Annotated in this window: 24 protein-coding genes; 4 read left to right on the top strand and 20 right to left on the bottom strand. The window is 37.9% G+C overall.

The genetic code is table 11. From position 1 onward, the window contains the following. Positions 1–223: 223 nt before the first annotated feature. The 11 genes from BLS24_RS13990 to BLS24_RS14040 all read right to left on the bottom strand — a co-directional run bounded on the left by BLS24_RS13990 (position 224) and on the right by BLS24_RS14040 (position 10,046). Positions 224–1,168 (bottom strand): helix-turn-helix domain-containing protein, encoded by a 945-nt coding sequence (locus tag BLS24_RS13990; RefSeq protein WP_091760518.1) that lies wholly within the window; start codon positions 1,166–1,168, stop codon positions 224–226. Positions 1,169–1,218: 50 nt separating this feature from the next. Further along, a complete protein-coding gene (locus BLS24_RS13995; RefSeq protein WP_091760522.1) occupies positions 1,219–1,893 on the bottom strand; it encodes a zinc dependent phospholipase C family protein in 675 nt (224 codons plus the stop codon). Positions 1,894–1,914: 21 nt separating this feature from the next. Then, on the bottom strand, positions 1,915–2,493 hold the full coding sequence (locus BLS24_RS14000) for an HD domain-containing protein (RefSeq protein ID WP_091760525.1): 579 nt from the start codon (positions 2,491–2,493) through the stop codon (positions 1,915–1,917). A 21-nt stretch (positions 2,494–2,514) separates the two neighbouring features. After that, positions 2,515–3,324, bottom strand: a complete 810-nt coding sequence (locus BLS24_RS14005; protein ID WP_091760528.1) for a GNAT family N-acetyltransferase — start codon at positions 3,322–3,324, stop codon at positions 2,515–2,517. Between the two features lie 7 nt (positions 3,325–3,331). After that, positions 3,332–3,934, bottom strand: coding sequence for an MBL fold metallo-hydrolase (locus BLS24_RS14010; RefSeq protein ID WP_143015191.1), 603 nt, complete (start codon positions 3,932–3,934; stop codon positions 3,332–3,334). Between the two features lie 22 nt (positions 3,935–3,956). Next, a complete protein-coding gene (locus BLS24_RS14015; RefSeq protein ID WP_091760534.1) occupies positions 3,957–4,658 on the bottom strand; it encodes a hypothetical protein in 702 nt (233 codons plus the stop codon). A 42-nt stretch (positions 4,659–4,700) separates the two neighbouring features. After that, positions 4,701–5,585: a phosphotransferase gene (locus BLS24_RS14020; protein ID WP_091760536.1), complete on the bottom strand. Its 885-nt coding sequence runs from the start codon at positions 5,583–5,585 to the stop codon at positions 4,701–4,703. A gap of 10 nt (positions 5,586–5,595) precedes the next feature. Beyond that, on the bottom strand, positions 5,596–6,621 hold the full coding sequence (locus BLS24_RS14025) for a helix-turn-helix domain-containing protein (protein ID WP_091760539.1): 1,026 nt from the start codon (positions 6,619–6,621) through the stop codon (positions 5,596–5,598). Positions 6,622–6,789: 168 nt separating this feature from the next. Next, a complete protein-coding gene (surE, locus tag BLS24_RS14030; protein ID WP_091760542.1) occupies positions 6,790–7,509 on the bottom strand; it encodes a 5'/3'-nucleotidase SurE in 720 nt (239 codons plus the stop codon). A 33-nt stretch (positions 7,510–7,542) separates the two neighbouring features. After that, complete coding sequence (locus BLS24_RS14035; protein WP_091760545.1) at positions 7,543–8,661, bottom strand: SLC13 family permease; 1,119 nt, start codon at positions 8,659–8,661, stop codon at positions 7,543–7,545. 35 nt (positions 8,662–8,696) lie between these two features. Further along, positions 8,697–10,046, bottom strand: a complete 1,350-nt coding sequence (locus BLS24_RS14040) for an MATE family efflux transporter (RefSeq protein ID WP_091760548.1) — start codon at positions 10,044–10,046, stop codon at positions 8,697–8,699. A 352-nt stretch (positions 10,047–10,398) separates the two neighbouring features. Here BLS24_RS14040 and BLS24_RS14045 point away from each other — a divergent pair, with 352 nt between their 5' ends. Continuing rightward, positions 10,399–11,166 carry a nucleoside phosphorylase gene (locus tag BLS24_RS14045; protein WP_091760550.1) on the top strand — a complete coding sequence of 256 codons (768 nt, stop codon included), beginning with the start codon at positions 10,399–10,401 and terminating at the stop codon, positions 11,164–11,166. Positions 11,167–11,178: 12 nt separating this feature from the next. Next, positions 11,179–11,706 carry a GNAT family N-acetyltransferase gene (locus BLS24_RS14050; protein WP_091760554.1) on the top strand — a complete coding sequence of 176 codons (528 nt, stop codon included), beginning with the start codon at positions 11,179–11,181 and terminating at the stop codon, positions 11,704–11,706. Positions 11,707–11,756: 50 nt separating this feature from the next. Here BLS24_RS14050 and arfA read toward each other — a convergent pair whose 3' ends face one another. Further along, a complete protein-coding gene (gene arfA / locus BLS24_RS14055; RefSeq protein WP_091760557.1) occupies positions 11,757–13,277 on the bottom strand; it encodes an arabinosylfuranosidase ArfA in 1,521 nt (506 codons plus the stop codon). A gap of 157 nt (positions 13,278–13,434) precedes the next feature. On the opposite strand from arfA, the gene BLS24_RS14060 reads away from it, so the two are divergent. Further along, positions 13,435–14,361, top strand: a complete 927-nt coding sequence (locus BLS24_RS14060; protein WP_091760560.1) for an alpha/beta hydrolase — start codon at positions 13,435–13,437, stop codon at positions 14,359–14,361. 58 nt (positions 14,362–14,419) lie between these two features. Here BLS24_RS14060 and BLS24_RS14065 read toward each other — a convergent pair whose 3' ends face one another. From BLS24_RS14065 to dnaA, 8 genes are all read right to left on the bottom strand, one after another. After that, on the bottom strand, positions 14,420–15,181 hold the full coding sequence (locus BLS24_RS14065; RefSeq protein WP_091760563.1) for an exodeoxyribonuclease III: 762 nt from the start codon (positions 15,179–15,181) through the stop codon (positions 14,420–14,422). Then, entirely contained in the window at positions 15,181–16,614 is a 1,434-nt protein-coding gene (locus tag BLS24_RS14070) for a GGDEF domain-containing protein (RefSeq protein WP_091760566.1), read from the bottom strand. The genes BLS24_RS14065 and BLS24_RS14070 overlap by 1 nt, the downstream gene beginning before the upstream one ends. A 7-nt stretch (positions 16,615–16,621) precedes the next feature. Then, positions 16,622–19,078, bottom strand: coding sequence for a DNA gyrase subunit A (gyrA, locus tag BLS24_RS14075; RefSeq protein ID WP_242872314.1), 2,457 nt, complete (start codon positions 19,076–19,078; stop codon positions 16,622–16,624). Between the two features lie 120 nt (positions 19,079–19,198). Next, a complete protein-coding gene (gene gyrB / locus BLS24_RS14080) occupies positions 19,199–21,136 on the bottom strand; it encodes a DNA topoisomerase (ATP-hydrolyzing) subunit B (protein WP_091760573.1) in 1,938 nt (645 codons plus the stop codon). Between the two features lie 15 nt (positions 21,137–21,151). Further along, positions 21,152–22,255: a DNA replication/repair protein RecF gene (gene recF / locus BLS24_RS14085; protein ID WP_091760577.1), complete on the bottom strand. Its 1,104-nt coding sequence runs from the start codon at positions 22,253–22,255 to the stop codon at positions 21,152–21,154. Next, positions 22,252–22,467, bottom strand: a complete 216-nt coding sequence (locus BLS24_RS14090; protein WP_071174864.1) for an RNA-binding S4 domain-containing protein — start codon at positions 22,465–22,467, stop codon at positions 22,252–22,254. Before BLS24_RS14090 ends, recF begins: the two co-directional genes overlap by 4 nt. Before the next feature lie 23 nt (positions 22,468–22,490). After that, on the bottom strand, positions 22,491–23,600 hold the full coding sequence (gene dnaN, locus BLS24_RS14095; RefSeq protein ID WP_091760580.1) for a DNA polymerase III subunit beta: 1,110 nt from the start codon (positions 23,598–23,600) through the stop codon (positions 22,491–22,493). A 291-nt stretch (positions 23,601–23,891) separates the two neighbouring features. After that, complete coding sequence (gene dnaA, locus BLS24_RS14100) at positions 23,892–25,292, bottom strand: chromosomal replication initiator protein DnaA (RefSeq protein WP_091760583.1); 1,401 nt, start codon at positions 25,290–25,292, stop codon at positions 23,892–23,894. Positions 25,293–25,833: 541 nt separating this feature from the next. Here dnaA and rpmH point away from each other — a divergent pair. Then, positions 25,834–25,968 carry a 50S ribosomal protein L34 gene (rpmH, locus tag BLS24_RS14105; RefSeq protein ID WP_013282343.1) on the top strand — a complete coding sequence of 45 codons (135 nt, stop codon included), beginning with the start codon at positions 25,834–25,836 and terminating at the stop codon, positions 25,966–25,968. Positions 25,969–26,011 lie beyond the last annotated feature (43 nt).

Below are 26,011 nucleotides of genomic sequence, written 5' to 3' on the forward strand. Positions count from 1 at the left end.
AACGCTCTGTTCTCCTGTAATTGATTATTATAAAATTTAAAATCATCTTTGTTTGGAGGTATTCTATGAAACGCTTTAATTCTTTTTTCTTATGCACATTATTAACTTCATTCCTACTTGTGGCTCCTCCCCTAGTAAAATCTGACTTTGATACCAATGAAGCATATATTACATCTAGTGGTCAATATACACTCTTTGATTATATTCCAATTTTTGATTCCGATTATTCAGAAGGAAATGGTTCATAAATAGGCCTATTATAATACTCCATAAAACCATCTTCTATGATTTTCTTATTTGCTTCATCGCCAATTATCTTACATAGGTAATAGGCCTCTGTAATCAATTCTATGCTAGCTTGCTCATTCGCGTTTCTATGCTCGCATTCTGCCAGGATCATTAAGTATCCTGGCAGATTTATATAGGCACAATAATGCACAGCTAAATCTTTTCCTTCTTCTGCATATGATTTAGCTCTTTTATTATCACCAATAATAAGCAATTCCCTTGCCAAACTGTATAATACTAACGTCTTATTTGATACAGTTGGGATTATAGTATCAAATCTATCCTCTATGTTTTTTAATAATTGTTCTAATATATTTATTGCCTTTTTGTGATTGCCCATCTGAGAATAGCATCCAGCCAGTTGATTTATGAGTTTAACATCATCAAAGGTGAACAAGCCACTTCTTATTTTAGACTCTTCGAATCTAGGCTGAGTAAGTTTTATGGCATCTAGTACTTGTCGTATTTTTTCTTCTGGAGATTCTTTACTTATCACCATTTTTGAAATTGTGAGAAACTGTCTCGTAATATTATCATTATCATCAATACACTTCTCTAGTTCTTCCTGCTTTTTCAACAATTCTTCGCATATTTCCTCTTTGCTTTGTGATTTAATATAGCGCATGTTGAGCGCTGTTATATCTTTACGTAATGTATTTAACTCTATTTCTTCTTTTGAAACAGCTGCATAATAACGCTCATCATTAAGCCCTAATCTCTGTAATATTTTTCTTGCATTTTCTCTTGTAGGTTCTTGATCGCCATTTTCTAGCCTGGATAATGTACTTACGCTACAAATTCCCTCACTTAATTTCTCTATTGTCAATCCCAATTCTAGTCGTCTTTCTCTTATTATTTCCCCGAGAAATCTCTCATTCATATCGCATCTCCTTCTTGCCTTACATTAGCTGCCTTATCTAACATCCCGTATTAAGTGATTTCCTGTAATCCGGATGTTAAAATCTTTTGAACAGTTCTATCTACGAAGTCCGCCGACTGCTCTGGAGTCAGATAAGTGTACTTTCTATGAAGGTCACCGTGGTTGTCACTTCTATAGAAGCCGCAAATGTATTGCCTGCGGTTCTCAAAGGCGTCCTTACTGAAGATATCCATAAATTCGTTGTCGTAATCTACTGCACTTTCGTAAATGTGAAATGCCCTGAAATCAGGATGCTCTTCCAAATACAAAAAGTCTATGTCGTACCAGTCACCCTTGGCAGTCCACACAAGCTTATTTTTGTCCTCTGCTGCTTCCTTTGGATATACCTTTAAAAGGCCGCAATACACATCATTTGTCCAGTCAATATCAGTTAAAAGATGTACGTAATAGCCAAGGAAAAATGAGTATTCTTTCTTGCTATAACTCTTAATAAGCTCTTTGTTAAAGTTCTTGTTACAAAATTCTTCCACATCAAAAAATGTTTCGTCATCTGCCTTAGTCTTAAAATGAGAAACCACCTTTGGTGGATGAAACTCAGTCCAGTTCTCGTTTGGAACGCCACTATCCGGCGCAATGTTTCCCATAACGAATGCTGTCTCATCCAGGTCTTTGATCCTATCAAGGAGCTTGTCTGCAATTCTTAAGTGTACCATCCATGATGCCATATATCAGTCCTCGCAGTGTTTTTATAATTCTGTTTCTTCGCGATATTCTTCAAGAAACGCATTCATATAATCATGTCTTTTTTTGGCTATATCCTTAGCCGCATCTGTATTCATCTCATCTTTTAACAAAAGAAGTTTGTCATAAAAATGTTTTACAGATTCATCGAGCGGTCTACCAACCTTTCCTCCATAAGCAAAAGTTCTTGCTATGCCTATAGCACCAATAGCATCTAATCTATCTGCGTCTTGAACAATCTTACCCTCAAGTGTTTCTGGAATTTTGCCTCTGTTTTGGCTAAAAGATACTCCATTTATCACTTCACAAATAAAGTCTGCTTTATCTGATGACACTTCCATTCTATTTAGGAATGCTCTTGCATTTGCATTATTTTCTGTTTTGAAAAGCTTATGATCGTCAGCATCATGCAGTAATGCTGCTAATGATATAACAAAAGAGTCTGCCTCAGGATAAGATTCCATGATCTTCTTAGCATTATAATATACTCGCATAGTGTGATCTGCACCATGACCATCTGAATTACCAGTAAATAATTCTCTGACATACTCTACTGCCTTACTAATTATTTCACTCTCGCTCATACTCATTATTTCCTTTCTGTCTTACCCTTGTTGCGTTTTATAATAAGCATATGTACTATCAGAGCCTTCAATTCCCTCAAACCCAAGCGACTCATACAAGGAAATATCTTCTGTATTATTTACTTCTACCTGAACCATCATTCCTTTGGGGCTATTTAACTCTATCGCTTTAGAAACAAGAGCCTTTCTATACTCTTTGTATCCTTCTTTTGTAAAAAGATCATATGGCTCATTCTCAGGAAAAGAACTTGTGATATCTAGATATCCAACCACTTCCTCATGTTCAATAGCTACAAGAACTCGAAAGCGGTCTTTTGCCTCCAGCACCCTTTCTCCAGTCCAATAGGTATCTTTGTTGTGCAGGCTTAAGTATTGATCCTTATATTTTTCAGGTAATTCTTCTACTTTGCTATTTATATTGAGTTCTTTTGTTCTTACTAGTCTAAGCTTCTTGGTTTCTTCTTCAAAAGTCGCTTGTTTGCTTATTAATATGTCTATGAGTACTTTGTTTTGGGGATTAATGACAAAATCCATTTTTGAATTTGGATTTTGTGTTTCTATAAAAGAAAGCATTTCTTCCCAAGATTCTCTTCTACGAGAAAGACCTACAATAAGCTCAACATACTGCTCTTCTGGTATAACTAACCAAGCATATATTCCTGTTACTTCATCATTCTTCCTAGTCACATAAACCATTTGATTTTTCTTTTCTAAAGCTCGATATAAATTCCCGGAATCGTAGGAAAAATGAGGATCTAAAAAACACTGATCAATCGAAATATCTTTTATAAAGTCTTCGTAATTATCTAAGCTGTCAATTTCAATTATCATTAGCTATTTACCTTTTTATTGGAACTAGTATCTCAGAGCTATTCTTATCTCTGTTACTATAGATATCGTGTAATTCGGCAAGTACATCTTCCTTCTTACGAAGTAATTTAGGATAGTGACTTACAAGAAAATATTGAGCTTTAAGCCTTTCTAGAACTTCAATCTCTGCTTTAACTAATTGGGAATTATAGATATAATAACCGTCTTTAACTTTGCTGTATAGCGCATCACCTAGAAAAGCATACATATTATCAACTTCTAACCCTAGGCATCCTTTAGCATGACTGGATGGAATAGGAAATATGTGCATGTTCCCGATATAAGTATCTGACTCGATAATAGTTCCTCTTCCAACGTGTTTATACGTTTCTTTTGAAACATACAGCTCATCGCAATTCACATTATCTATATTCCCAATATGATCAGCATGGAAATGAGAAAGAACCACGTTACATTTACACTCTGGAATGCTTGATAAACTCTGCTCTCCATTTCCAACATCATAGAGCCAGGTTTTATCTCCATCCTTAATAATCCCAATGTCCGCAGATAAGGGATTATCTGATGCTTCTATGTAACTGATGTGGTCATTTATCTTGATAATGCTCATATTATATGTCTTCTTATTCCCTTCACTCATTGAAAAGCGTATCTATTCTCTTAAACAGCTCCTCATCTATCTTGAAAAGACTCACATAATTCTTGAATCTTAGATTCATCTCTTCTGGTGCTGTTCCATAAACCGTCTTCAATCCCTCAACAGAATCTTCGAACTTATAGAATTCCTGATATTTTTCCTGCCCATATGAAGTAATAAGCCACTCTGTAAATGCTCCCACAATAGGATAAGTGATTCTGCAATCCTGTTCAAAGAAAAAATCTCTATTGATCAACTTCTCTATTGGCAAATACTTTCCCGCCTTCAAGAAATACTCTACCCAATGTATGTTATGTATTCCCCACCATCTTTTGTCAAAATACATCGCAATTCCTTCACGAATTGCTGGACTAATAGGATGTCCAATCAGCTCAGAAATAAGATGAGCATCCTCATGAAAACCAATACACTTCATTTCTTTGTTGTATACGCAGTAAACCTTATCAGGAATCCTAGCAAAACCATTCCCTGGCTCATCATCACCATAGTAATGACCAACTTCTTCAGGTGTTTCGCACAGATAATAGTTTATCTTATAATTAGGTTCAACATTAAGCGCATCACAAATATATCGATAACATGCCTCTTGATGACTAGCTATCTCTGAAATATCACGCTCAGCCAAGCTATTTTCTTGAAAATGAAAAACATAGTGCTCGCTAAAATATTGTTTCATGCTTTAGTCCCCATATTGTAAATACCCTATACTACTTTCTCATTATAACAATAATTCTTTTGAAAGTTCTTCTGCATGTTTCAAATACCAATTATCTTCATCCTCATCTGCCTCAATAAATTCAACGTATTCATTGAGAAGAGCAAGTTTTATGTCACGAATATACTGCTGATAATCAGGCTTTTCTATAAGTCTCTCATAAACCCCATCTATAAAAGACTTCTTTTGATCTTCATTCATATAAAAAGGAAATGTAGCCCTATCTTCAGTTGCATGAGCAATAAATCTTGCAATATCTAATGAATATGGCATGATTCCGCCAAATCCCCAATCAATAATTACTGCCTTTCCCTTATGATCAACGATATTGAACTGTAACAAATCGCCATTTGACATAGTTCTTGGGCATGTCTTTTGACGTTTTAAAAACAAATCATATGCTTCACCAAGGATAGGATAATCTTTTATGAAAGAGAACCTTCTTTCAATTCGATCTAAATATGCCTGATATCGCTCCTCATCCGAATGATTCCAAAAAGCGTTTTGTATTTCAGAAATGCTTTCAGCAGCTGCATTAACTAGATCTCTTGTCATATCACGTAAATCGTTTCCTTCTATGTTTTCAATTACAATCCAAATATCCTTTCCGTCATTATAACTACCGTAATATTGCGGGACATTAAAGTTTTTTCCGTGAAGATACATCTCATAATTTTTTACTTCTCGTTCTGAAGTTTTTTTAAGAATTCTTTCTTCTTTATCTGTCTTTATCTTATAAACATCATATTTTCGAATATCCTCTTTCTTCTGCCCATATCGTTCACATATTCTCGTAACGGTTCTTCTGCTATCAGCACCAACATTACTATTTACAATATCCATCACTTTGCTACTTACTTCATTTATTTCAAATCTTCCAAGCTCCATATATCTAACGTTACTCCCTACTTATTTCCTCAATCTGCTCATCTATCTCATCAAGCGCATAACCATATCTTGCGCCCCAATCGTCTTTGATGAGCTGCTTTTTCTTTTTGTAATACCCAATAGCTGAAGCTTTATCGCCAAGTCTAATGTAGCACTGCGCTATTGCATCATACATGTCGGTGTAACGAGGCTTTTCCATTGCTTCAAAGCTCATAAGCCAGTATTCGATTGCTTCCTCATAGTGCTCGTTTTGAGCAAACTGGTTTGCAACGTGGAAAAGAACTCTCCAATCCTTAGGATATTTCTCTGCTAATGCTTTGTACTTATCAATCACTGATGCAAAGCCATGCTCAATTTCTTCTATCTGAACTTCATATGTGTCATAAAGTGTATCTTTTGATACAGTCCTAGCTTCAGCTAGTATCTCTTTTGCTTCAGATAATCGGCCTGCGTCCATGAGATCGTCTAAGAGATAGAGATATGCTCTTACGTTCTTTGGCTCTGCCTTTAAGATCTTTTTCCAGAAATCGATGGAGTCCTTATGACTACCTATGTTCCAGTCATGATTTTTTCCGTGAAGAGCATGGAATATAAGTGTCATATTATCTTTAGAATTTGGCTTTAGTTCAAGAGCTCTTTTAGCATAGTCAAAGCTTTTTTTCTCAAGGATTTCAACCCAAACGCTATACATATCAGCTAGGAGATTTATTGGCTTGTAGTTATCAGGTTTTAAATCTATCTCTGACTTTAAGAAGCTTTCCATCTCGAAAAATTCCTTAGTCGTTATGTCTCTGTTGAATTCTAGTGTGTTTGAGATCTTTTCGTATTTCTTTTCTTTGGAGTACTCAAAGAGATCATCTATTGCTACTCCAAAGCACGCTGCGATATTTGGAAGTGTCTGAATATCTGGTTGTGAGATATCCTTTTCCCATTTGCTGATTGCCTGACTTGTAACTCCTAGTTTTTCCGCTAGTTCACTCTGTGACATTCCTTTGTCGCGCCTTAATTTCTTTATCTTTTCACCTATTGTTGTCATATTTTCTTCCTCGTTTTGATTAGTCTTAGTGTTCTCTATATCAATATCCGGATTTGATAATATGATTGTAGTATTAGAGAAATCAACTGTAAATCGAATATATGGCTATTTTTTACAACTGTTGGTTTAAAAAAGGCAATCCTCACATCTGTAAGGATTGCCTTTCAATTAACACAAATTCTCAACAAGTCCGATAGACACGTAATTATCTAATATCGCACCTATGTCTGTTCCAGTTTCAGAGACGGGAGCGAAGGTTCCATCAACCATGTAGCTGATGCCGCCATTGTCTAACTTCTTAACTTCTTTATAACTATCTATGTAGAAGGCTCTCCTGGAAACTGTTCTGTCTCTTAGGATTCCCTTGCACTTTTCTAGCTTGCAGCCTGGGAAATTTACGTTATAGATAAATCCTGGCTTGTACTCTTTTTCTACAAGTTCTGCCATTATCTCTTTTAAATACTTATCAGTTGTTTCGTGGATTCCGTTAAGGCCTTCTGAGAAGGCTATTGAATGATAGCCTTGGAATTCGCCTTCTAGAGCAGCTCCAACAGTTGCTGAATACTGAATATCTGAAGCTACGTTGTAACCAAAGTTAATGCCTGTCATCACGATGTCTGGTTTTTCTGGCATTACGCTTAGACTTCCTACTCTTATGCAATCTGCGGGAGTTCCTGAACATGAATATGCATGAACTCCGCTTACCGGGAAGTCATATGGATACACATCTATTGGATTTCTAAGGGAGATGCTGTGTGACGCTGCGCTTCTTTGACCATCTGGCGCAACTACCCAGACTTCTCCGAAGTCTTTTGCAGCCTCCGTCAGCCTTATGAGGCCATCTGCATCGATTCCATCATCATTTGTAATTAGAATTCTTTTTGCCATCCGAAAGTTCTCCACATTTCTAGATTAAAAATCTTAAATTATCCACCATAACAATAGTAATCCACAAAGAAATGCCAGATTAAAAATCGTGAATACACCTATATATTTAGCGCCATTTTCCTGATATTCCTTGGTATATGCCTTGTAAGAGATAAGGCTTGCCATTGAAGCTATAAGTGTTCCGAGTCCGCCTACATTTACGCCTACCAGCAGTTCTTTATAATTGGTAGTAAATCCTGAAAGAAGGAGCGTAGCTGGAACGTTACTGATAACCTGACTTGCAAGAACAGATATCAGTAGCTCTTTGCCCTCCATGATGCCTCTTAGGAAATCGCTGATAAATCCTATTCTACCCATGTTTCCTGTGAAGATGAAAAATCCAATGAATGTAAGGAGCAGGATGTAGTCTGCCCTAAGGAGGATCTTGTAATCCATTCCGCCTACTACAATGAGGACAACGCCTGCAAATACGTACCATGGCAGTACTCTCATTACTGTCAAAAGAGCTACTGCAAAGAGCACTATGTATATGATGATCTGAACTTTACTGCCAAATTTACTTGTTATGAGGCTATCTTTATTTGTATCTAAAGAGCTATTTTTTCCTGGAACAATCAAAAGGCAAAGCGCTAAAAACACTGCAGATACGAGGCTATATGGTAGCATTGTCATTATGAATTCTACAAGGCTCATTCCTGTTAAGCCATACATATAGAGGTTCTGAGGATTTCCTATTGGAGTTAGCATACTTCCAAGGTTTGCTGCTATGGTCTGAAGGACGATCACAGGAATCATCATTTCTTCTTTGTGGCAGCTGTGAAGTATCATGATTGCAAAGGGTACGAATGTTATAAGAGCTACGTCATTTGTGATGAGCATGCTTCCTACAAAGCACATGAATACTAATACTGCAGCCAGCTGCCAGCCTTTTTTTACCTTGGATAAAAGAGCTCCAGCAATCTTCTCAAATACTGAATTTTCCTTAAATCCCTGGATGATGACCATGAGCCCCCATAAGATACCAAGAGATCTAAAGTCGATATATCCGATGTACTCTTTGTCTGGATGAACAAAGAATGCGGATATTATCGCCAGAATCCATGCTATTGTCAGAACTACATCTAATTTTTTTAGCTTTTTTAATGCGTTCATTTATTACTCACCGCCTGTGCGGTTCTCCTTTTTACTCATCTCGTAAGGTCTTTTACCCATTTATACTTTCTGAATCTGTACATAACCCACGGAATCTTGCCAACTTCATCAAGACAGGTACAGGCATACACTGCAAGCGGCGACCAGTGAAACAAAAAAGCTCCGGCAAGCGCCAGCGGAATTGCTATCATCCACATGCAGACGATGAGGCTATACATGTCAAAGAGTGTATCTCCGCCGCCATCAAGGACGCCGTTTATTGTAACTGTATTTACGCACCTTCCGATCATGTAGATGGACATTATGATCATCATACCAATGAGGTATTTTCTTGCGGAGTCTGTAAGGATTACTCCGTGGACTACTGCTGGTGTAACTGCAAGTACGATTGCTGTTGAGATAAATCCAATCACGTAAGAAATATTCTTTAACTTGATACCATATTTTTTTCCAAGTTCCAGATTACCTGCTCCGAGCTCGTTACCTACCATGATTCCTGCGGCGCTTCCTATGCCGTTACATGCGCAGCACACGAGATCACGCACGACAGCAGCTATTGAGTTTGCTGCGGCTGCGTCAACTCCCATGTGACCCATGATTGCGGTGTATGAAGTGAAGCCGATTCCCCAGCAAAGAGAACCGCCCATAAGTGGAAGGCACTGCTTGGCAAAGTCGCCGATGAGGACTTTTGGTACTGACAAGAATCTTGATAATGCTGGTCTGATATAGTCTTTGCCTGTTGACAGGATAATGCAAAGGGCAAGTTCTATTACTCTTGCTATTGTTGTGGCAAGAGCTGCGCCGTTTGCTTCCATTCTAGGCGCTCCAAATAATCCAAAAATGAATATTGAATTGAATATGATATTCGTGATAACAGCCATACTACTGATAAATGCACCGGCTTTGACCTGCTCAGTTACCTTCATGATTGCAAGGTAGCACTGAGATACGCCTGTTATAAGGTATGACCAGCCTGCAATTCTAAGATAGCTACTTCCAATTTCATTTAGCTGAGCTTCGTTTGTAAATATCCCCATCAGAACCTGAGGGCACAGCTCACATGCTGCAAAGAACAGGATTGATACTATACCGCAGAACCAGAGCATGAGATTAAAGATATTTTCAAGGGTCTTTTTATCTCCCTTGCCCCAATATTGGGCTCCAAGGATTGCTCCTGCACTAGTTGCAGAAAATATAAACATGTTCTGGACAAATTGAATCTGCGTAGCAAGAGACACTGCTGTCATCTGCTCCTGTGCTACACGTCCAAGCATCAATGCATCTGCTGCAGCTACCATAGCCAGCATCAGACTCTGAAGTGCTATAGGAAGTGATATTCTTGTTAAGTTCCTGTAAAAGAGCTTGTTATCTATAGTTGTTTCCATTTATTTTAATGCCTTTCTATCATCCATCTCTCATTAAATCATCAATAAATGCTTTTGCAAAGATATATTTTTAATTAAAAATTTTTTCTTGACGTATCTTTTTTATTAGAGTATTGTATTAACAATTATTCAGAAAGGGAGCTATTTTATGATATTTATATCTGCCAAGAGATTTAATACAGATAATTATCCTATGGTTAATGATAATAATAATCTTAATCATGGGCTATTTGTGTATCTAAATCTAGGCGGAGATGAATAAGTGTAGCTATATATAAATCTATTTTGGAATTTAGCACTTATCACTCACATGGTAAGTGCTTTTTTTATTATCATTTTTAGGAGGAGTTTTATGTTACTTGAGGAATTTGATTTTTGTAAGAAGGCTATTATTAACCCGGATATGATCCATGATAAGATTGAGGGCTTTCCTGAGACTGTAATTGGAATCTTTTCTCATCATCTTTTTGACAGGATTGTGAAGTTTCTTGGTGGTGAAAAGATTGCTGAATACAGTGACGTTGATGGTATCTTCAATATTTACAAGGTCTCATATAAAGGAAGAGAGTTTGGTCTTGTAAAGGCTCGTCTTGGCGGTCCTTCATGTGTTGGATGTTTCGAAGATATTCTTGCAATGGGCGGAAAGAGGATCATTCTCCTTGGTAACTGCGGCGTTCTTGATAAATCAATCGATGATTGCGGTATAATTATCCCAACTAAGGCTATTCGTGATGAGGGCACAAGTTATCATTATGCTCCGCCTTCTGATTACATTGATGTAAATAAAAAATATATTTCTGAGTTTAAAGCTGTTTGTGATGAACTTGGTTATCCTTATGTTGAAGGCATCACCTGGACTACAGATGCTTTCTATAGGGAAACTCCTGACAGGATCGCAAAAAGAAAAGAGATGGGCGCTATCTGTGTTGAAATGGAGTGTGCTCCAATGCAGGCTCTATGCGACTTTAGAGGAATTGAATATTTCCAGTTCCTTTATGCCGGTGACAACCTGGATCATTCAAACTGGGATCCAAGGAGCCTTTCTGGAACAGATAGGTTAGATGACAAAGAGAAAATTGCACTTCTGGCATTTGAACTTGCCTTGAAGATAGAAAAGTAATAGGAGGATGTTATGGAAGAATTGTATTTAATGGAACCAAATGAAGATTATCTTGAGCAGATAACTGAGTACCGCGATGAGTTTCTGAAAGCTGACAGCTCAATGGACGGAACCAGTGCTCTTAGAATTTTTGAGGATGCCAGGGAATGGCTTGATCATTTAAAAGAATATAGTAACGAAGATACTATTCCTGAAGGAAAGGTTCCTTCTACACTGTTTCTTTTTATGAGAAGATCAGATAATAGAATCCTTGGTATGATCGATATCCGACACAGACTTAATGATTATCTTCTCAACTATGGAGGAAACATCGGTTATTCAATTCGTCCAAGTGAAAGACAAAAGGGATATGCAAAAGAGATGCTTCGTCAGACTTTACCTTTCTGCAAGTCTCTCGGTCTCGACAAAGTCCTGATTACTTGTAACGATTACAACGAAGGTAGCCGAAGGACTATCTTAGCTAACGGTGGTGTTTTTGAGAACACTAGCTTTGAACCGGATGAGCAGATGACACTTGAAAGATATTGGATAAAACTCTGATAATAGAAATCACCCTCTTTACTCAATAACAGTAAAGAGGGTGATATTTTTTACTTCGCAAGTCTGATTACGTTCCAGCTCTTTGCAGGAAGTGTGCTTGTAAGGATACCTTTTTCTACTTTAGATGCCTTTGTGAAATCTACTGGCTTAACGTTGTCTGGCTTTTTCTCTGTGTTTACTGCCTTGAGGTCTTTGTGTGTGAGCATGCTGTGCTCTACAACCTTGTAACCTGAGAACTGTCTGAGGTCGCAGGTAAGCTCATAGTCACCTTCAAGGTCTTTGTTTACAGCAAAGATTGTCAGTGTCTCATTTTCTTCATCGCAAAGGACTACGCTGTCTACATATGGAGCATCGCCGTGCTTGGATTCATAGGTAGGAACCTTAACAACAGTGTTGAGAACTTCTCCTCTTCCGTATACACTTGCCTGCATGTATGGATAGAAGATTGTCTGTCTCCATGCTCCTGTATCTGAAGTCATAATAGGTGCAATAACATTTACAAGCTGAGCAAGACACGCAATCTTAACTCTGTCGGCATGTCTAAGGAGTGTGATGAGCATTGAACCAACAAGGAGAGCATCTTCAAAGTTATAGATGTCTTCAAGCTGATGAGGATGCTCTACCCATTTCTCAAGCTTTTTATCCTGCTCGTTTGAATGATACCAAACATTCCACTCATCAAATGAGAGATTGATAGTCTTCTTAGAACGCTTAACTGCCTTTACATAATCGCAGATGCTGATAACCTGACCAATAAACTGGTCCATTGCTACGCTGCTTGCAAGGAAGTTAGGTGTGTCATCCTCAGCATTGCCATAATATGTGTGAAGTGAGAGATAATCTGTTGTATCGTAGCTGTTCTCAAGTACGATTCTCTCCCAATTTCCGTATGTATCCATATAAAGAGATGATGATCCGCAAGCTACTGTCTCGATCGTAGGATCAACGAGCTTCATGATCTGACCTGCTCTTCCAGCCTTTAAGCCGTATTCCTCAGCAGTTAAATGTCCCATCTGCCATGGTCCATCCATCTCATTTCCAAGGCACCAGAGCTTGATATTATAAGGATCCTTAGCGCCATTTTTGATTCTCATGTCACTGTACTTAGTGCCACTCTTGATATTGCAGTATTCTACAATGTTCTTGGCATCATCTATTCCTCTTGTTCCGAGGTTAATAGCGTACATTGGCTTTGTTCCAACTTTTTTACACCAATCCATGAACTCATCAAGACCAAACTGATTAGTCTCTACTACGCCCCAAGCAAGCTCTAATCTTCTTGGTCTATCTTTCTTTGGTCCTACGCTGTCTTCCCAGTTAAAGGCTGATACGAAGTTTCCGCCTGGATATCTTACGATAGGAACTCCTATCTCTTTAATGAGCTTCATAACGTCCTTACGATAGCCATTTTTGTCTGCAAACTTGTTGCCTGGCTGATAGATTCCTTCATAGACAGCTCTTCCAAGATGCTCGATAAAAGAGCCATAGATACGCTCGTCAACTTTACTGATAGTAAAGTCACGATCAATACATAGCTGAACTTTGTTTACTTTTTTACTATTTTTCGCCATTTTTATTTACCCCTAAAATACTTTATTTTACTATGAACTATGATAAAACATAATGATAAAAAAGAATACCGTTTTCTTGCTTATTTTAACAAAAAAAATGCTATTATATATATAGCTTTATATATACCGGTGTCATTTCCGGTGGATTGGAGACTTAATGAGTAAGAAAAACGCTTTTGTAAAGCTAGGCATCTTTTCAGCCTTATTTGGAGGCGCTTTTGCTTTTAGCAATTACATCTACAAGATTTCTACAGTTCCTCATCAGCACACAGATGATGACAAGGACTTTGATGAACAGATCACTGAGGGACGTCACTTTGTAAGAAATCATCCAAACAGACAGGATATGTATATCGACAGCATCGACCAGCTAAAGCTCCATGCTTCATATATTCCTGCTTCTACAAACTCTCACAAATATGCCATTATTATCCATGGCATTTGGGACAATCACGAGAGTAATGGAATTTATGCTAGGCAGTATCTTGAAGATGGTACTAACTGCTTACTTCCAGACCTTAGAGGTTTTGGTAAGAGTGAAGGCAAGTACATTGGATATGGTCTTGATGACAGGCTTGATATCTTAGAGTGGATCTACTGGATCATCAAGAGAGACCCAGAAGCAAAGATTCTTTTACATGGTATGTCCATGGGAGCTGCTACAACTCTTATGACTACAGGTGAGCATCTTCCAGAAAATGTTAAGGCTGCTATTGCAGACAGCGCATACGCAACTCTTCGCGAGCAGTTTGCTGCAACCTACAAGAGTTTCAAGGGATCCTTTATACCAACGCCTATTGCCCTTGCTCTTTCTAGAATTATCATCTACTTGAGAGCTGGCTATGACATCAATGATGCAAGCCCTATCAAGGCTGTTGCTAAGTCTGAAACTCCTACATTATTCATTCATGGAGATGATGATTCATTTATCGATCCTCACATGTGCTCAAGACTTTATGAAGCAGCTAGCTGTCCAAAGCAGTACTGCATGATCCTTGGTGCTGGACACATTGAGGGAGTTGTAAAAGACCCTGATAACTACTGGGGCAAGATTGCAAGCTTCCTTGCAAAGACAGATTTTTGATCTAGTTTATGAGATTAAGAAAGCTCTGATTCGTATGAATCAGAGCTTTTATTGTGCTTTATTTTAATATGAGTCCAACTGGGCAGTGGTCTGAACCAAGAGCTTCGCTATAGATCTTGGCATCTTCTACCTTTGGCATGAGGCTTTCTGAAACTACAAAGTAGTCAATACGCCAGCCTGCGTTCTTGGCTCTTGAGTTAAATCTATAGGACCACCAAGAATATGCACCTTCGAGGTCTGGATAGAAATGTCTGAAGGTATCTACAAGTCCTGAATTTACTACGTTATCAAACTTAGCTCTTTCTTCGTCAGTAAATCCTGCGTGTCCTCTGTTTGGCTTAGGATTTTTGAGGTCTATCTCTTTGTGCGCTACGTTTAAATCACCGCAGTAGATCACTGGCTTTTTCTCTTCAAGCTTTTTGATGTAGGCAAGGAAATCATCTTCCCAAACCTGTCTATATTCAAGTCTAGATAGATCTTCTTTTGCATTTGGAACGTATACAGTTACAAGATAATAATCTTTATACTCTGCAGTGATCACACGTCCTTCGTGGTCGTGCTCTTCTATTCCGAGACCATAAGTTACGGATATTGGCTCTTCTTTTGTAAAAATTGCAGTTCCTGAATATCCTTTCTTTTCAGCGTAGTTCCAATATTCTTTGTACTCTGGAAGGTCCATCTCTATCTGTCCTTCTTGGAGCTTGGTCTCCTGAAGGCAGATCACATCAGGATTTTCTTTTTCCATGAATTCCTGAAAACAGCCTTTTGATACACAGGCTCTGAGTCCATTTACATTCCAAGATACTAACTTAAGTCCCATTATGATATATTTCCTTTTATTCTCTGTAAGTTTTCGTCTGTCTCTTTTAACATCTCACGAAGTGAGAGATTGTCGTCATAGCTAAATTCGCAGATAGCATACTGAAGGTGATTGATATATCTTGGCGAATCAGCAAGGAGTTTTCCGTTCTGCATGGACATCTCCTGAATGATTGCCTCGGATTTGCCCTCTTCATCAGTGATCTCGATCACAGCAAATTCGTCGCCTCGGATTCTACCGCAAAGGCTATCTCCAAATACATCCTGAAGCACCTTAGCTACTTTCTTGACTGCCCTGTCACCTTCGTCATGTCCGTAAATATCATTGATTCCTTTAAGTGATTCCATGTGAATATAGGAAACAACTGCAAATTTTCCTGGTTTGAATTCTTCTTTTAAGAGGTCATACGCCTTTGCAAAGAATCCTCTTCTATTGAGTCCGCCGGTGAGATAGTCCTGATCTCCGATGTGATCAAGAACTGAGTCGTCTCTTGCGAGCTCTTCCTGAACTTCATAGAGTTCTTCTGTGGTTTTAAGGAGCTCTTTTTCCAAATATGAAAGCCTGGAAATTGCTGTTACAAATCCCTGGAAGCTCTCAAAGTAATGGTCGATGAGCATTCGTGGGTTATACTCGGTAATTAATAGTCCTAGCTGATAATCTCCTACGAATAATGCACCAGTTAAAAGAACTGTTGTCTTTTTTTGTGTATAACTAGAGAAGATTTTGTCTGTCTCTGTGGATAACTTTCCATCAGAAAAAGTAGCACAGCTTCCATCAATTACTGTACTTTTAACAGTAATGGTCTCTGGGATACTCCATGGATACTTGTTGGTATTCTTTACTTTTTTGTCATAAAGATAAATACCAAAATTCTTGATACCCATGTCTACTGCTGCTTTTGCAAGTATCTCATGAGCTTTTTCTGTTTCATATTTTTTGTGGAACAGATTAAAACCAATTTCAGAAATAATAGAAAGAGCGTTGGAATCTGGCTGTTCTACGAATGTAAATTTCTTTGCAGCTTCTGCTGGAGGAATAACTCCATTTTTGGCAAAGAATATTGCATCGCATACAGCCTCATATCCTAACTGCTCAAATTGATCATGATCTGTCTCAACTGCATTTACTGACTGAAATCCTTCAGTCTCAGTAAGTGTCAAAACAGGTACTTTGTCGAATTTTTTTAGAAAAGCTTCTCTCCTAAGGATTGATGTTTCTTTTCCTATTCTCTCGATGTCTACAACAATGGCGTCGAAATCGGACGTGTTGGCATAGTCAAACAGAGCACTATATTGATGTTTATCTGAATCAATATATTTACCAGGCATAATGACAAGAGATGCACCCTTGTCATTTGCTGCCTGACTTGCTCCTATACAAATTCTTTTTACTTCTTTGTCTTCTAACTCAGATATTAACAGTCCGATGTTCATAGGCCCCTCATTCCTCAGGAATATCTTCTGTAACGTCTTCTATATTGTCGATCTCTCTATCTCCGTCAGATACTTTCTCTCTGACTTTAGCAATCTTGGCTACTGTAACACCCTTATCAAGGTTGATCATTTTAACACCTGATGTTACTCTTCCATGAACTGTTATTTCATCCATTCTCAGCTGAATGATGATACCTGCATTTGTGATCATCATGATCTCGTTATCATCATTAACAGCCTTAACACCGACTACATTTCCTGTCTTTTCAGTGATCTTGTAGCACTTAACACCTTTACCACCTCTGAACTGGCTGTGGAATTCGTCGAGTGTTGTTCTCTTACCAAATCCTTTTTCTGAAACGATGAGAAGTGAATCGCCCTGTGTATTGAGCTGCATACCAACGATCTCATCAGTATCATCAAGCATCATACCTCTAACACCCATTGATGATCTGCCAGTAAATCTAACGTCTGATTCATCAAAGTGGATGCACATACCATTCTTGGTTACGAGGAAAATCTCAGCGTTCTTCTTAACAGTCTTAACTTCGATAAGCTCATCGTCATCTCTTAAGTTGATTGCTGCAAGTCCAGTCTTTCTAACATTTGAGAAATCTGTGATTGGAGTCTTCTTAACGGTACCTTTCTTGGTAACCATGAAGAGGCTCTTGTCTTCATCCTCAAATCCGCTAACTGGTATCATAGCTGAAATCTTCTCACCAGGAGCGAGCTGCAGGAGATTAACGATTGCCATTCCTCTTGAAGTTCTTGATGCTTCTGGAATCTGATATGCTTTGAGTCTGTAAACTCTACCAGTATTGGTAAAGAACATTACGTAGTTATGTGTTGTTGTCATAAGGATATCTTCAACGAAATCATTGTCGATTGTTGTAATACCCTTGATTCCCTTACCGCCACGGTTCTGTGACTTGAAGTTATCGATTGACATTCTCTTGATATAACCAAGGTTTGTCATTGCAATAACTGTATTCACATTTGGGATAAGGTCTTCCATGTCGATATCAGAATCGTCATGTCCGATCTGTGACTTTCTGTCATCTCCGAATTTATCAGATATCTCCTGGATTTCTGTCTTGATTACTCCAAGAAGTACCTTTCTATCAGCAAGAATTGCCTTTAATTCTTCGATTCTCTTTAAGAGCTCTGCGTGCTCCTGCTCAAGCTTGTCTCTTTCCAAGCCTGTGAGAGTACGAAGTCTCATATCAACAATTGCCTGAGCCTGAGCATCTGAAAGTCCAAAACGGGACATCAACTGCTCTTTTGCAATAGCAACTGTCTCACTGCCTCTGATGATCTTGATTACTTCATCAATGTTATCAAGGGCAATCAGTAATCCTTCTAAGATATGATTTCTTTCTTCTGCCTTGTTGAGGTCGAACTCTGTTCTACGTCTAACAACGTCTTCCTGATGCTTGATGTAGTGTGTGAGCATCTCTGTAAGGCTCATGATCTTTGGCTGGTTGTTAACCAATGCCAGCATGATGATACCAAAAGAATCCTGCATCTGTGTATGCTTGTAAAGCTTGTTGAGCATGATGTTAGGGTTAACATCGTTTCTAAGCTCGATAACTACACGCATACCTTCTCTATCAGACTCATCTCTAAGGGCTGTGATTCCATCAAGCTTTTTGAGCTTAACGAGTTCAGCAATCTTTGAGATCATGTTTGCTTTATTTACAAGATATGGAAGCTCTGTTACAACGATTCTGTTCTTACCATTCTGCATTGGCTCGATATTTGTAACGGCTCTTACGATAACCTTACCGCGTCCTGTTCTATAAGCTTCCTCTGCTCCTCTTGTTCCAAGGATGATACCACCAGTTGGGAAGTCAGGAGCCTTAACGATCTCGAGAAGTTCCTCGATCTCTGTCTCTCTATCTTCAAGGATTCTGTTATCGATCATCTTGGTAACAGCATTTATTACTTCTCTTAAATTGTGTGGAGGTATGTTTGTTGCCATACCTACGGCGATACCTGTTGTACCATTTACGAGAAGGTTAGGATATCTACTTGGGAGTACTGTAGGCTCTTTTTCTGTCTCATCGAAGTTTGGTATGAAATCAACTGTGTTCTTGTTGATATCAGCTGTCATCTCCATTGAGATCTTAGTAAGTCTAGCCTCTGTGTATCGCATAGCAGCTGCGCCATCGCCGTCCACAGAACCGAAGTTACCATGTCCATCTACAAGACAATATCTCATAGACCATGGCTGAGCCATGTTTACCAATGCTCCATAAATAGAACTATCACCGTGTGGATGATATTTACCCATTGTATCACCGACGATACGAGCACACTTACGGTGTGGCTTGTCGGGACCATTATTGAGCTCTATCATAGAATAAAGAATTCTTCTCTGAACTGGCTTAAGACCATCTCTTACGTCTGGAAGTGCTCTTGAAGCAATAACACTCATGGCATAGTCGATGTAGTCTGCTTCCATTGTCTTCTGGAGGTCGACTTCTTTTATTCTATCAGTTGTGACTTTCTCAAATACGTCATCTGATAAGTCATTGTTGTTGTTATTGTTAATATTATCAGCCATTTTTTATACTCTTCCTCTTTAAATATCAAGGTTTTTAACGAACTTAGCGTTTTTCTCGATGAATTCTCTTCTAGGTTCAACCTTATCACCCATGAGAGTTGTGAATGTTACGTCAATATCTGACTCAGATTCTTCGTCCATATTAACTCGTAAAAGAACTCTTCTCTCAGGATCCATTGTTGTTTCCCAGAGCTGCTCAGGATCCATCTCACCAAGTCCCTTGTAACGCTGGATCTTGTTGTTCTGGTCTCTTCCAACATCAGTCAGAATCTGATTGAGCTCTTCATCGCTGTATGCATACCAAACCTTTTTATTCTTTTCAAGCTTGTAAAGAGGTGGCTGTGCAAGATAAACGTGACCTTCTTTGATAAGTTCTGGCATAAATCTATAAAGGAATGTCAGCATAAGTGTTGCAATATGCGCACCGTCTACGTCGGCATCGGTCATGATAATGATCTTGTTATATCTAAGTTTGCTGATATCAAAATCGTCATGAATACCTGTACCGAATGCTGTGATCATTGCTTTGATTTCTGCATTGCCATAAATTCTATCAACTCTGGCTTTTTCTACGTTTAGGATCTTACCTCTAAGTGGAAGGATAGCCTGAGTAGCACGGCTTCTTGCTGTCTTAGCTGATCCACCCGCAGAATCTCCCTCTACGATGAAGATTTCGCAGTTCTTAGGATCTTTGTCTGAACAGTCAGCAAGCTTACCAGGAAGTCCAAGTCCATCAAGAGCGGACTTACGTCTTGTAAGGTCTCTTGCCTTTCTTGCTGCATCTCTTGCTCTCTGAGCAAGGATAGCTTTTTCAAGAATCTGCTTGGCAACGTTAGGATTCTGCTCAAGGAAATATGTGAGCTGCTCACCAACGATGCTCGCAACAGCGCCCCTAGCTTCTGAGTTACCGAGCTTTTGCTTGGTCTGACCTTCGAACTGAGGATCCTCGATCTTAACACTGATGATAGCTGTAAGACCTTCTCTGATATCTTCACCAGTAAGGTTTTCCTCACTGTCTTTTAACATCTTATTAGCTCTAGCGTAGTCGTTGAATGTCTTGGTAAGAGCTGCCTTAAATCCTTCAAGGTGTGTACCACCTTCTGGAGTGTTGATGTTATTAACGAATGTGTAAATGCTCTCTGTGAAGGAATCGTTGTGCTGAAGGGAAACTTCAACCTGAACGTTGTTCTTGTTTCCTTCGAAATACATGATTTCTTCGTAAAGAGATGTCTTGCTCTTATTGAGGTATGCTACGAATTCCTTGATACCGCCTTCGTAGTGGAAAGTCTGAACCTGTGGCTCTTCACCTTCCTCAACTCTCATATCAGTAAGTGAAATTCTAAGTCCCTTTGTAAGGAACGCCATCTCACGAAGTCTCTGCTTCAAAATGTTGTAATCGTAAACGGTTGTCTCTTTGAAGATAAGAGCATCTGGCTTGAAATATACTCTTGTTCCTGTAACTCCTTCTGGAGCATCACCAACGACCTTAAGAGGGTAGCAAACTTTTCCTCTCTCATAGCGCTGCTGATAAATCTTGCCATCTCTTGTAACCTGAACCTCTAACCACTCTGAAAGAGCGTTAACTACAGATGCACCAACGCCGTGAAGTCCACCAGATACCTTGTATCCTCCACCGCCGAACTTTCCACCTGCGTGAAGAATGGTAAATACTACTTCTACACCGGTAAGTCCTGACTTGTGGTTAACATCTACAGGAATACCTCTACCATTATCTTTGACAATGATAGTATTATCTTCGTTTATTGTTACTTCGATATGATCACAAAAACCAGCAAGTGCCTCATCTACTGAGTTATCAACAATCTCATAAACGAGGTGATGAAGACCTCTGCTTGCTGTTGTTCCGATATACATACCTGGTCTTTTTCTAACCGCTTCAAGTCCTTCTAGAATTTGAATTTGGTCAGCGCCATACTGTACTTCTTCGTTACCCATTCTTTGCTCCATTTCTTAGTTTTCACTACTTACTGTTCCATCTGTTACCTTGAACAGTTTATCTATTTCAAATCTGTTATTAACAAATTCATCAAGACCAGTACATGTGATGATAGTCTGTATGTTTCCGATAGTATTGAGCAGGTAATTCTGTCTGTTACTATCAAGCTCTGACAATACATCATCCAAAAGAAGTACTGGATTTTCTTTCTTAGCTTTTTTTACAATCTCAATCTCAGAAAGCTTCAAAGATAGAGATGCAGTTCTCTGCTGTCCTTGAGATCCGAATTTTCTAATGTCTATTCCATCTTCAGATTCATTTTTCTGAATGATAAAAGAAAAATCATCTTTATGAGGACCAACTGTCGTCTGCTTAGCATACATATCTTTTTGTCTAGAAGCTCTTAACTTCTTCTCAAGATCTTCTGCTGAAACATTTGGCTCATAGTAAACTGACAGGATTTCTTTTTCTCCCGTCAATTTCTTGTGTATAGGTCTTATTATTTCATTGAGCTCTGCGATGAATTTTTCTCTAGTTTTGATTATGACGGATCCGTACTCGCATAACTGCTTGTCTTGAACATCCAAAAGTACTGAATTTTCAGGGTGTTCAAAAAGATCCTTTAGAACTTTATTTCTTTCGACAACTAATTTGTTGTATTTAGATAGACTATTTAAATATATCTGATCTAGCTGACACAGCTCCATATCCATGAATCTGCGTCTCTCTGAAGGACCATTTTTAATAATACTAAGATCTTCTGGTGAGAAAAAAACTACATTCAGCCTTCCAATCAGATCAGAAGCTCTTTTGATCTTCTGACCATCTATGGCAATACCTTTTGTCTTGCTTTTCCTAAGGTGCATATCAACGCGATATTCCGCGTTGTCTTTTTCAAGAATAGTTCTGATATGAGCTTCTTCTTTACCAAAGCTTATGATTTCTTTGTCTTTGCTTCCCTTATGGGATTTTGTTGTAGCAGAAACAAATATTGCTTCAAGGATGTTAGTCTTTCCCTGAGCATTATCCCCGTAGAGTATATTTGTTCCGCTACTGAAATCAATTTTTAAGTTTTCATAATTTCTAAAATCAGATAATTCCAGTGATTTTATTATCATTTCTCTATTTTTACCTGTGTGTTGTTATACTCAAAGATGTCTCCATCATAGAGCTTACGGCCACGTCTTTCTTCAACTTCGCCATTAACTTTTACAAGACCTGCCTGAATGTCCATCTTGGCATCAACACCAGAACCTTCAAGACCAGCTTTTTTGAGGGCCTGACCTAATTTTATAAAATCATCCTGTGGTCTTAACTTAACTATTTCCATGATAAATCCTTTGTTAACAATAATTAGTCAACAGTTGTAAAGTTGACTGGAAGAACAAGATAGATATAAGCGCCATCTTTATCTCTGATAAAGCAAGGAGCCTTAGGATTAACTAAGTAAATATCTACTGTCTCATCCTCAATTACTCTAAGAGCATCAATTAGGAACTTAGGATTGAATCCGATCATGAGATCCTTACCTTGTTTCTCAATGTCTATTTCTTCATCCATGCTACCAATTGCAGAATTGATCTTAAGTTCCATCTTTCCATCAGTAACAGATATGATAACTGGCTTCTTATCACCTTCTTTAACGAGAAGAGTAGCTCTGTCGATACACTCAAGGAACTCTTTTCTGTTAATTGTCATCTTTGTCTCATAATCACTTGAAAGCATCTGATCAATGCTGAAGTATTCACCTTCGATAAGTCTTGATACTACGATTGTCTTATCAAACTCAAAGAGAACATGCTTGTCAGTAAAGTAGATGTTGACCATCTTCTCAGTGCTATCACCAAGGATCTTACTGATTTCACCAAGTGTCTTACCTGGAACGATAACTTTTTTGTTTGAATATGTTCCGCCAAGCTTAACTTTTCTGATAGAAATTCTGTGTCCATCAAGAGAAACTAACTTAAGGTTTTCTCCTTCTACCTCAAAAAGCTCTCCGCTCATCATCTTATTAGCATCTGTCTCAGAAATTGAGAAGATAGTCTGCTGGATTACATTACGAAGTGTAAACTGAGAAACTGTTATTCCATCAATCTTTTCAATTGATGGAAGATAAGTAAAGTCATCACCTTTTCTTCCGATGAGGTTGAACTTTGCTTTTTCGCAGCTGATAGTTACTTTATTAGTTGAATCTGATTCAATAGTTACATCATTATCTGGAAGCTTTCTAACTATGTCTACAAAGATCTTAGCATCGAGAGCAATAAATCCTCTCTCAACTATATCTCCATCTACTATAGTCTGAATTCCAAGTTCCATATCGTTAGCAATGAATTTAATAACTCCTTCTGTTGCATCTACTAAGATACATTCCAGAATAGACATTGTTGTTTTAGAAGGAACTGCTTTAGAAACAATCTGTAAACCACTTACAAGATTAGATTTAGAGCATACAAATTTCATTTAAGTCCTTACTCCCTTCGCGTGCGTATATAAAATAATTATTAATAAATCATAAAAGAATTAATAATAGCTGTTGATAAGTGTAAAACCTATTCTATTATACAATTTATGCGGCTTTTTTACAAATTTTTGATTGTTGAAAACAAAAAAAATGGTGTTGAAAATTTAATAGTTATAAACAAGCCAAATTTTAACAAATGAGGCCTAATTTTTTTATCCACCCCTAAATAACAGATTATCCTCTTTTAAATCACAAGTTATCAGGATAGTTATCCACAATTAATGAACAAGTTATAAAGAAGGGTTGAGTTTCTTCATTATAATATCGATGTTTTTATTGAGTTCTTCATCAAAAGCCATCTTTTGTTTGATCTTGTTGATACCGCTCATAACTGTTGTGTGATCTTTTTTACCAAGAGTTCTTCCGATTTCTTCTAATGAAGCATCTGTGTGCTCTCTGCAGAGATACATGATGATCTGTCTTGGAAGTACGATCTCAGAATTTCTCTTCTTGGAGATAATGTCGTCTTTCTTGGTTCCGTACTGCTCACAAACTGTATCAATGATAAGCTGAGGTGTGATAACCTTTGACTTATCGGGATAGATGATGTCTTTGAGAGCTTCCATTGCATTTTCAAGAGTAACGTCTACATTGTTAAGTCTTGAATAAGCGATTATCTTGTTATAAGCACCTTCCAGCTCTCTGATGTTTGATTTGATATTAGTAGCAATGTAATCAATGACTTCATCATCGATGTTCTTGCCGTAGTTTTCTGAGTTCTTACGAAGAATTGCCATTCTTGTTTCGTAGTCAGGAGACTGAATATCAGCAATAAGTCCCATCTCGAAACGTGATCTGAATCTCTCTTCAAGTGTTTCCATCTCTTTTGGTGGCTTATCAGATGAAAGGATGATCTGTTTACCAGCCTGATGGAGCTCATTGAAGGTGTGGAAAAATTCTTCCTGTGTTGACTCTTTACCTATAATAAACTGAACGTCATCGACCATCAGTACATCAACTCTACGATATTTTTCACGGAGCTTGGACATGCTCTCAGTCTTACCACTTCTGATGGATTCAATAACTTCATTAGTAAACTGCTCTGAAGTTACATATAAAACTTTAGCTTTGTGATCATGCTCCATAATGAAGTGACCGATTGAATGCATAAGGTGAGTCTTTCCAAGTCCTGGTCCTCCATATAGGAAAAGAGGGTTGTAGGAGATTCCTGGAGACTCAGCTACAGCAAGAGATGCTGAATGAGCAAACTTGTTGTTACTTCCTACTACGAAGGTATCAAATCTATATTTAGGGTTAAGATTAGACTGTTCGTAGTTGATTGTGCCTTTGTAGCTACCTTCGCGAGATTCTTCAAAATTATCTTCTTGAGTTTCTTCATTATTAATAGTGTCTTTTTTCAAAATAAAAGAAACGTCTACCATTGTTTCTAAAAATTCTGAAATGGTAACCTTAATAAAATCCATGTAGTGATTGATAATGTACTGAAGTGCCATGGAATTATCTGATGGTATAAGGATCTTTACATTATTGTCCTGTACGCTATATACAGTAAGAGGGTCTATCCAGGTACGATAAGAAATCTCTGTAATACCAGATTCTATCTTGATAGTATGCTTGATAGACTCCCAATTATTCTTCAATTTTTCTGTGATTTCTGATGATGATTGCATGAAAAAACTCCCCAAAAATGCATATTTTTAGACTTTTACTATTTTATATTAAAAGAAAACAAATATCAAACGACAGGAATTTGTGGATAACTTTTAAAAAAAATGGAAAATAAAATGGCAAAAAAATTGATTGTGGAAAAAGACTATTTTTTCCACGTTCGTTAATCTACCGTTATAAAGGGCATAAACTTCGGTGTTTAATTAATTTTTCCTCAGATTATGTACTATGTTTTCCACAAAAATGGAAAAAATTGTGGATAAAAGTGGGTATAAATAATTAATCAACAGGTTATCCACAAAATCAACATTTTGTTGTGGATAACTTTTTTCAGTACAAAATGTTGTTACTAATTTTTTGAAAAAAATTTTAATGTTTTATTATAAGAATTAATGCCCATTAATGGCTTGACTGCTAGTTTTTTATTTATTATAATTATAAAGATTTTTTCCACACAGGATAATTATGACTTGATTTATTTCTGATCAACGTCATTTAACAGACCTTTATGGTTAGTTTGGTTAAGAAGGAGGTGTTTCCAATATGAAGATGACATTCCAGCCTCATAAGCTTCAGAGAGCCAGAGTACACGGCTTCAGAGCAAGAATGGCTACTAAGGGCGGTAGAAAAGTACTCGCTGCTAGAAGAGCAAAAGGAAGAAAGAGATTATCTGCATGATATTAAAGGCCGCAATTAATGTGGCCTTTTTTCTTCTTATATA

This window comes from Butyrivibrio sp. INlla18 (assembly GCF_900103635.1).
Lineage (GTDB): Bacteria > Bacillota > Clostridia > Lachnospirales > Lachnospiraceae > Butyrivibrio.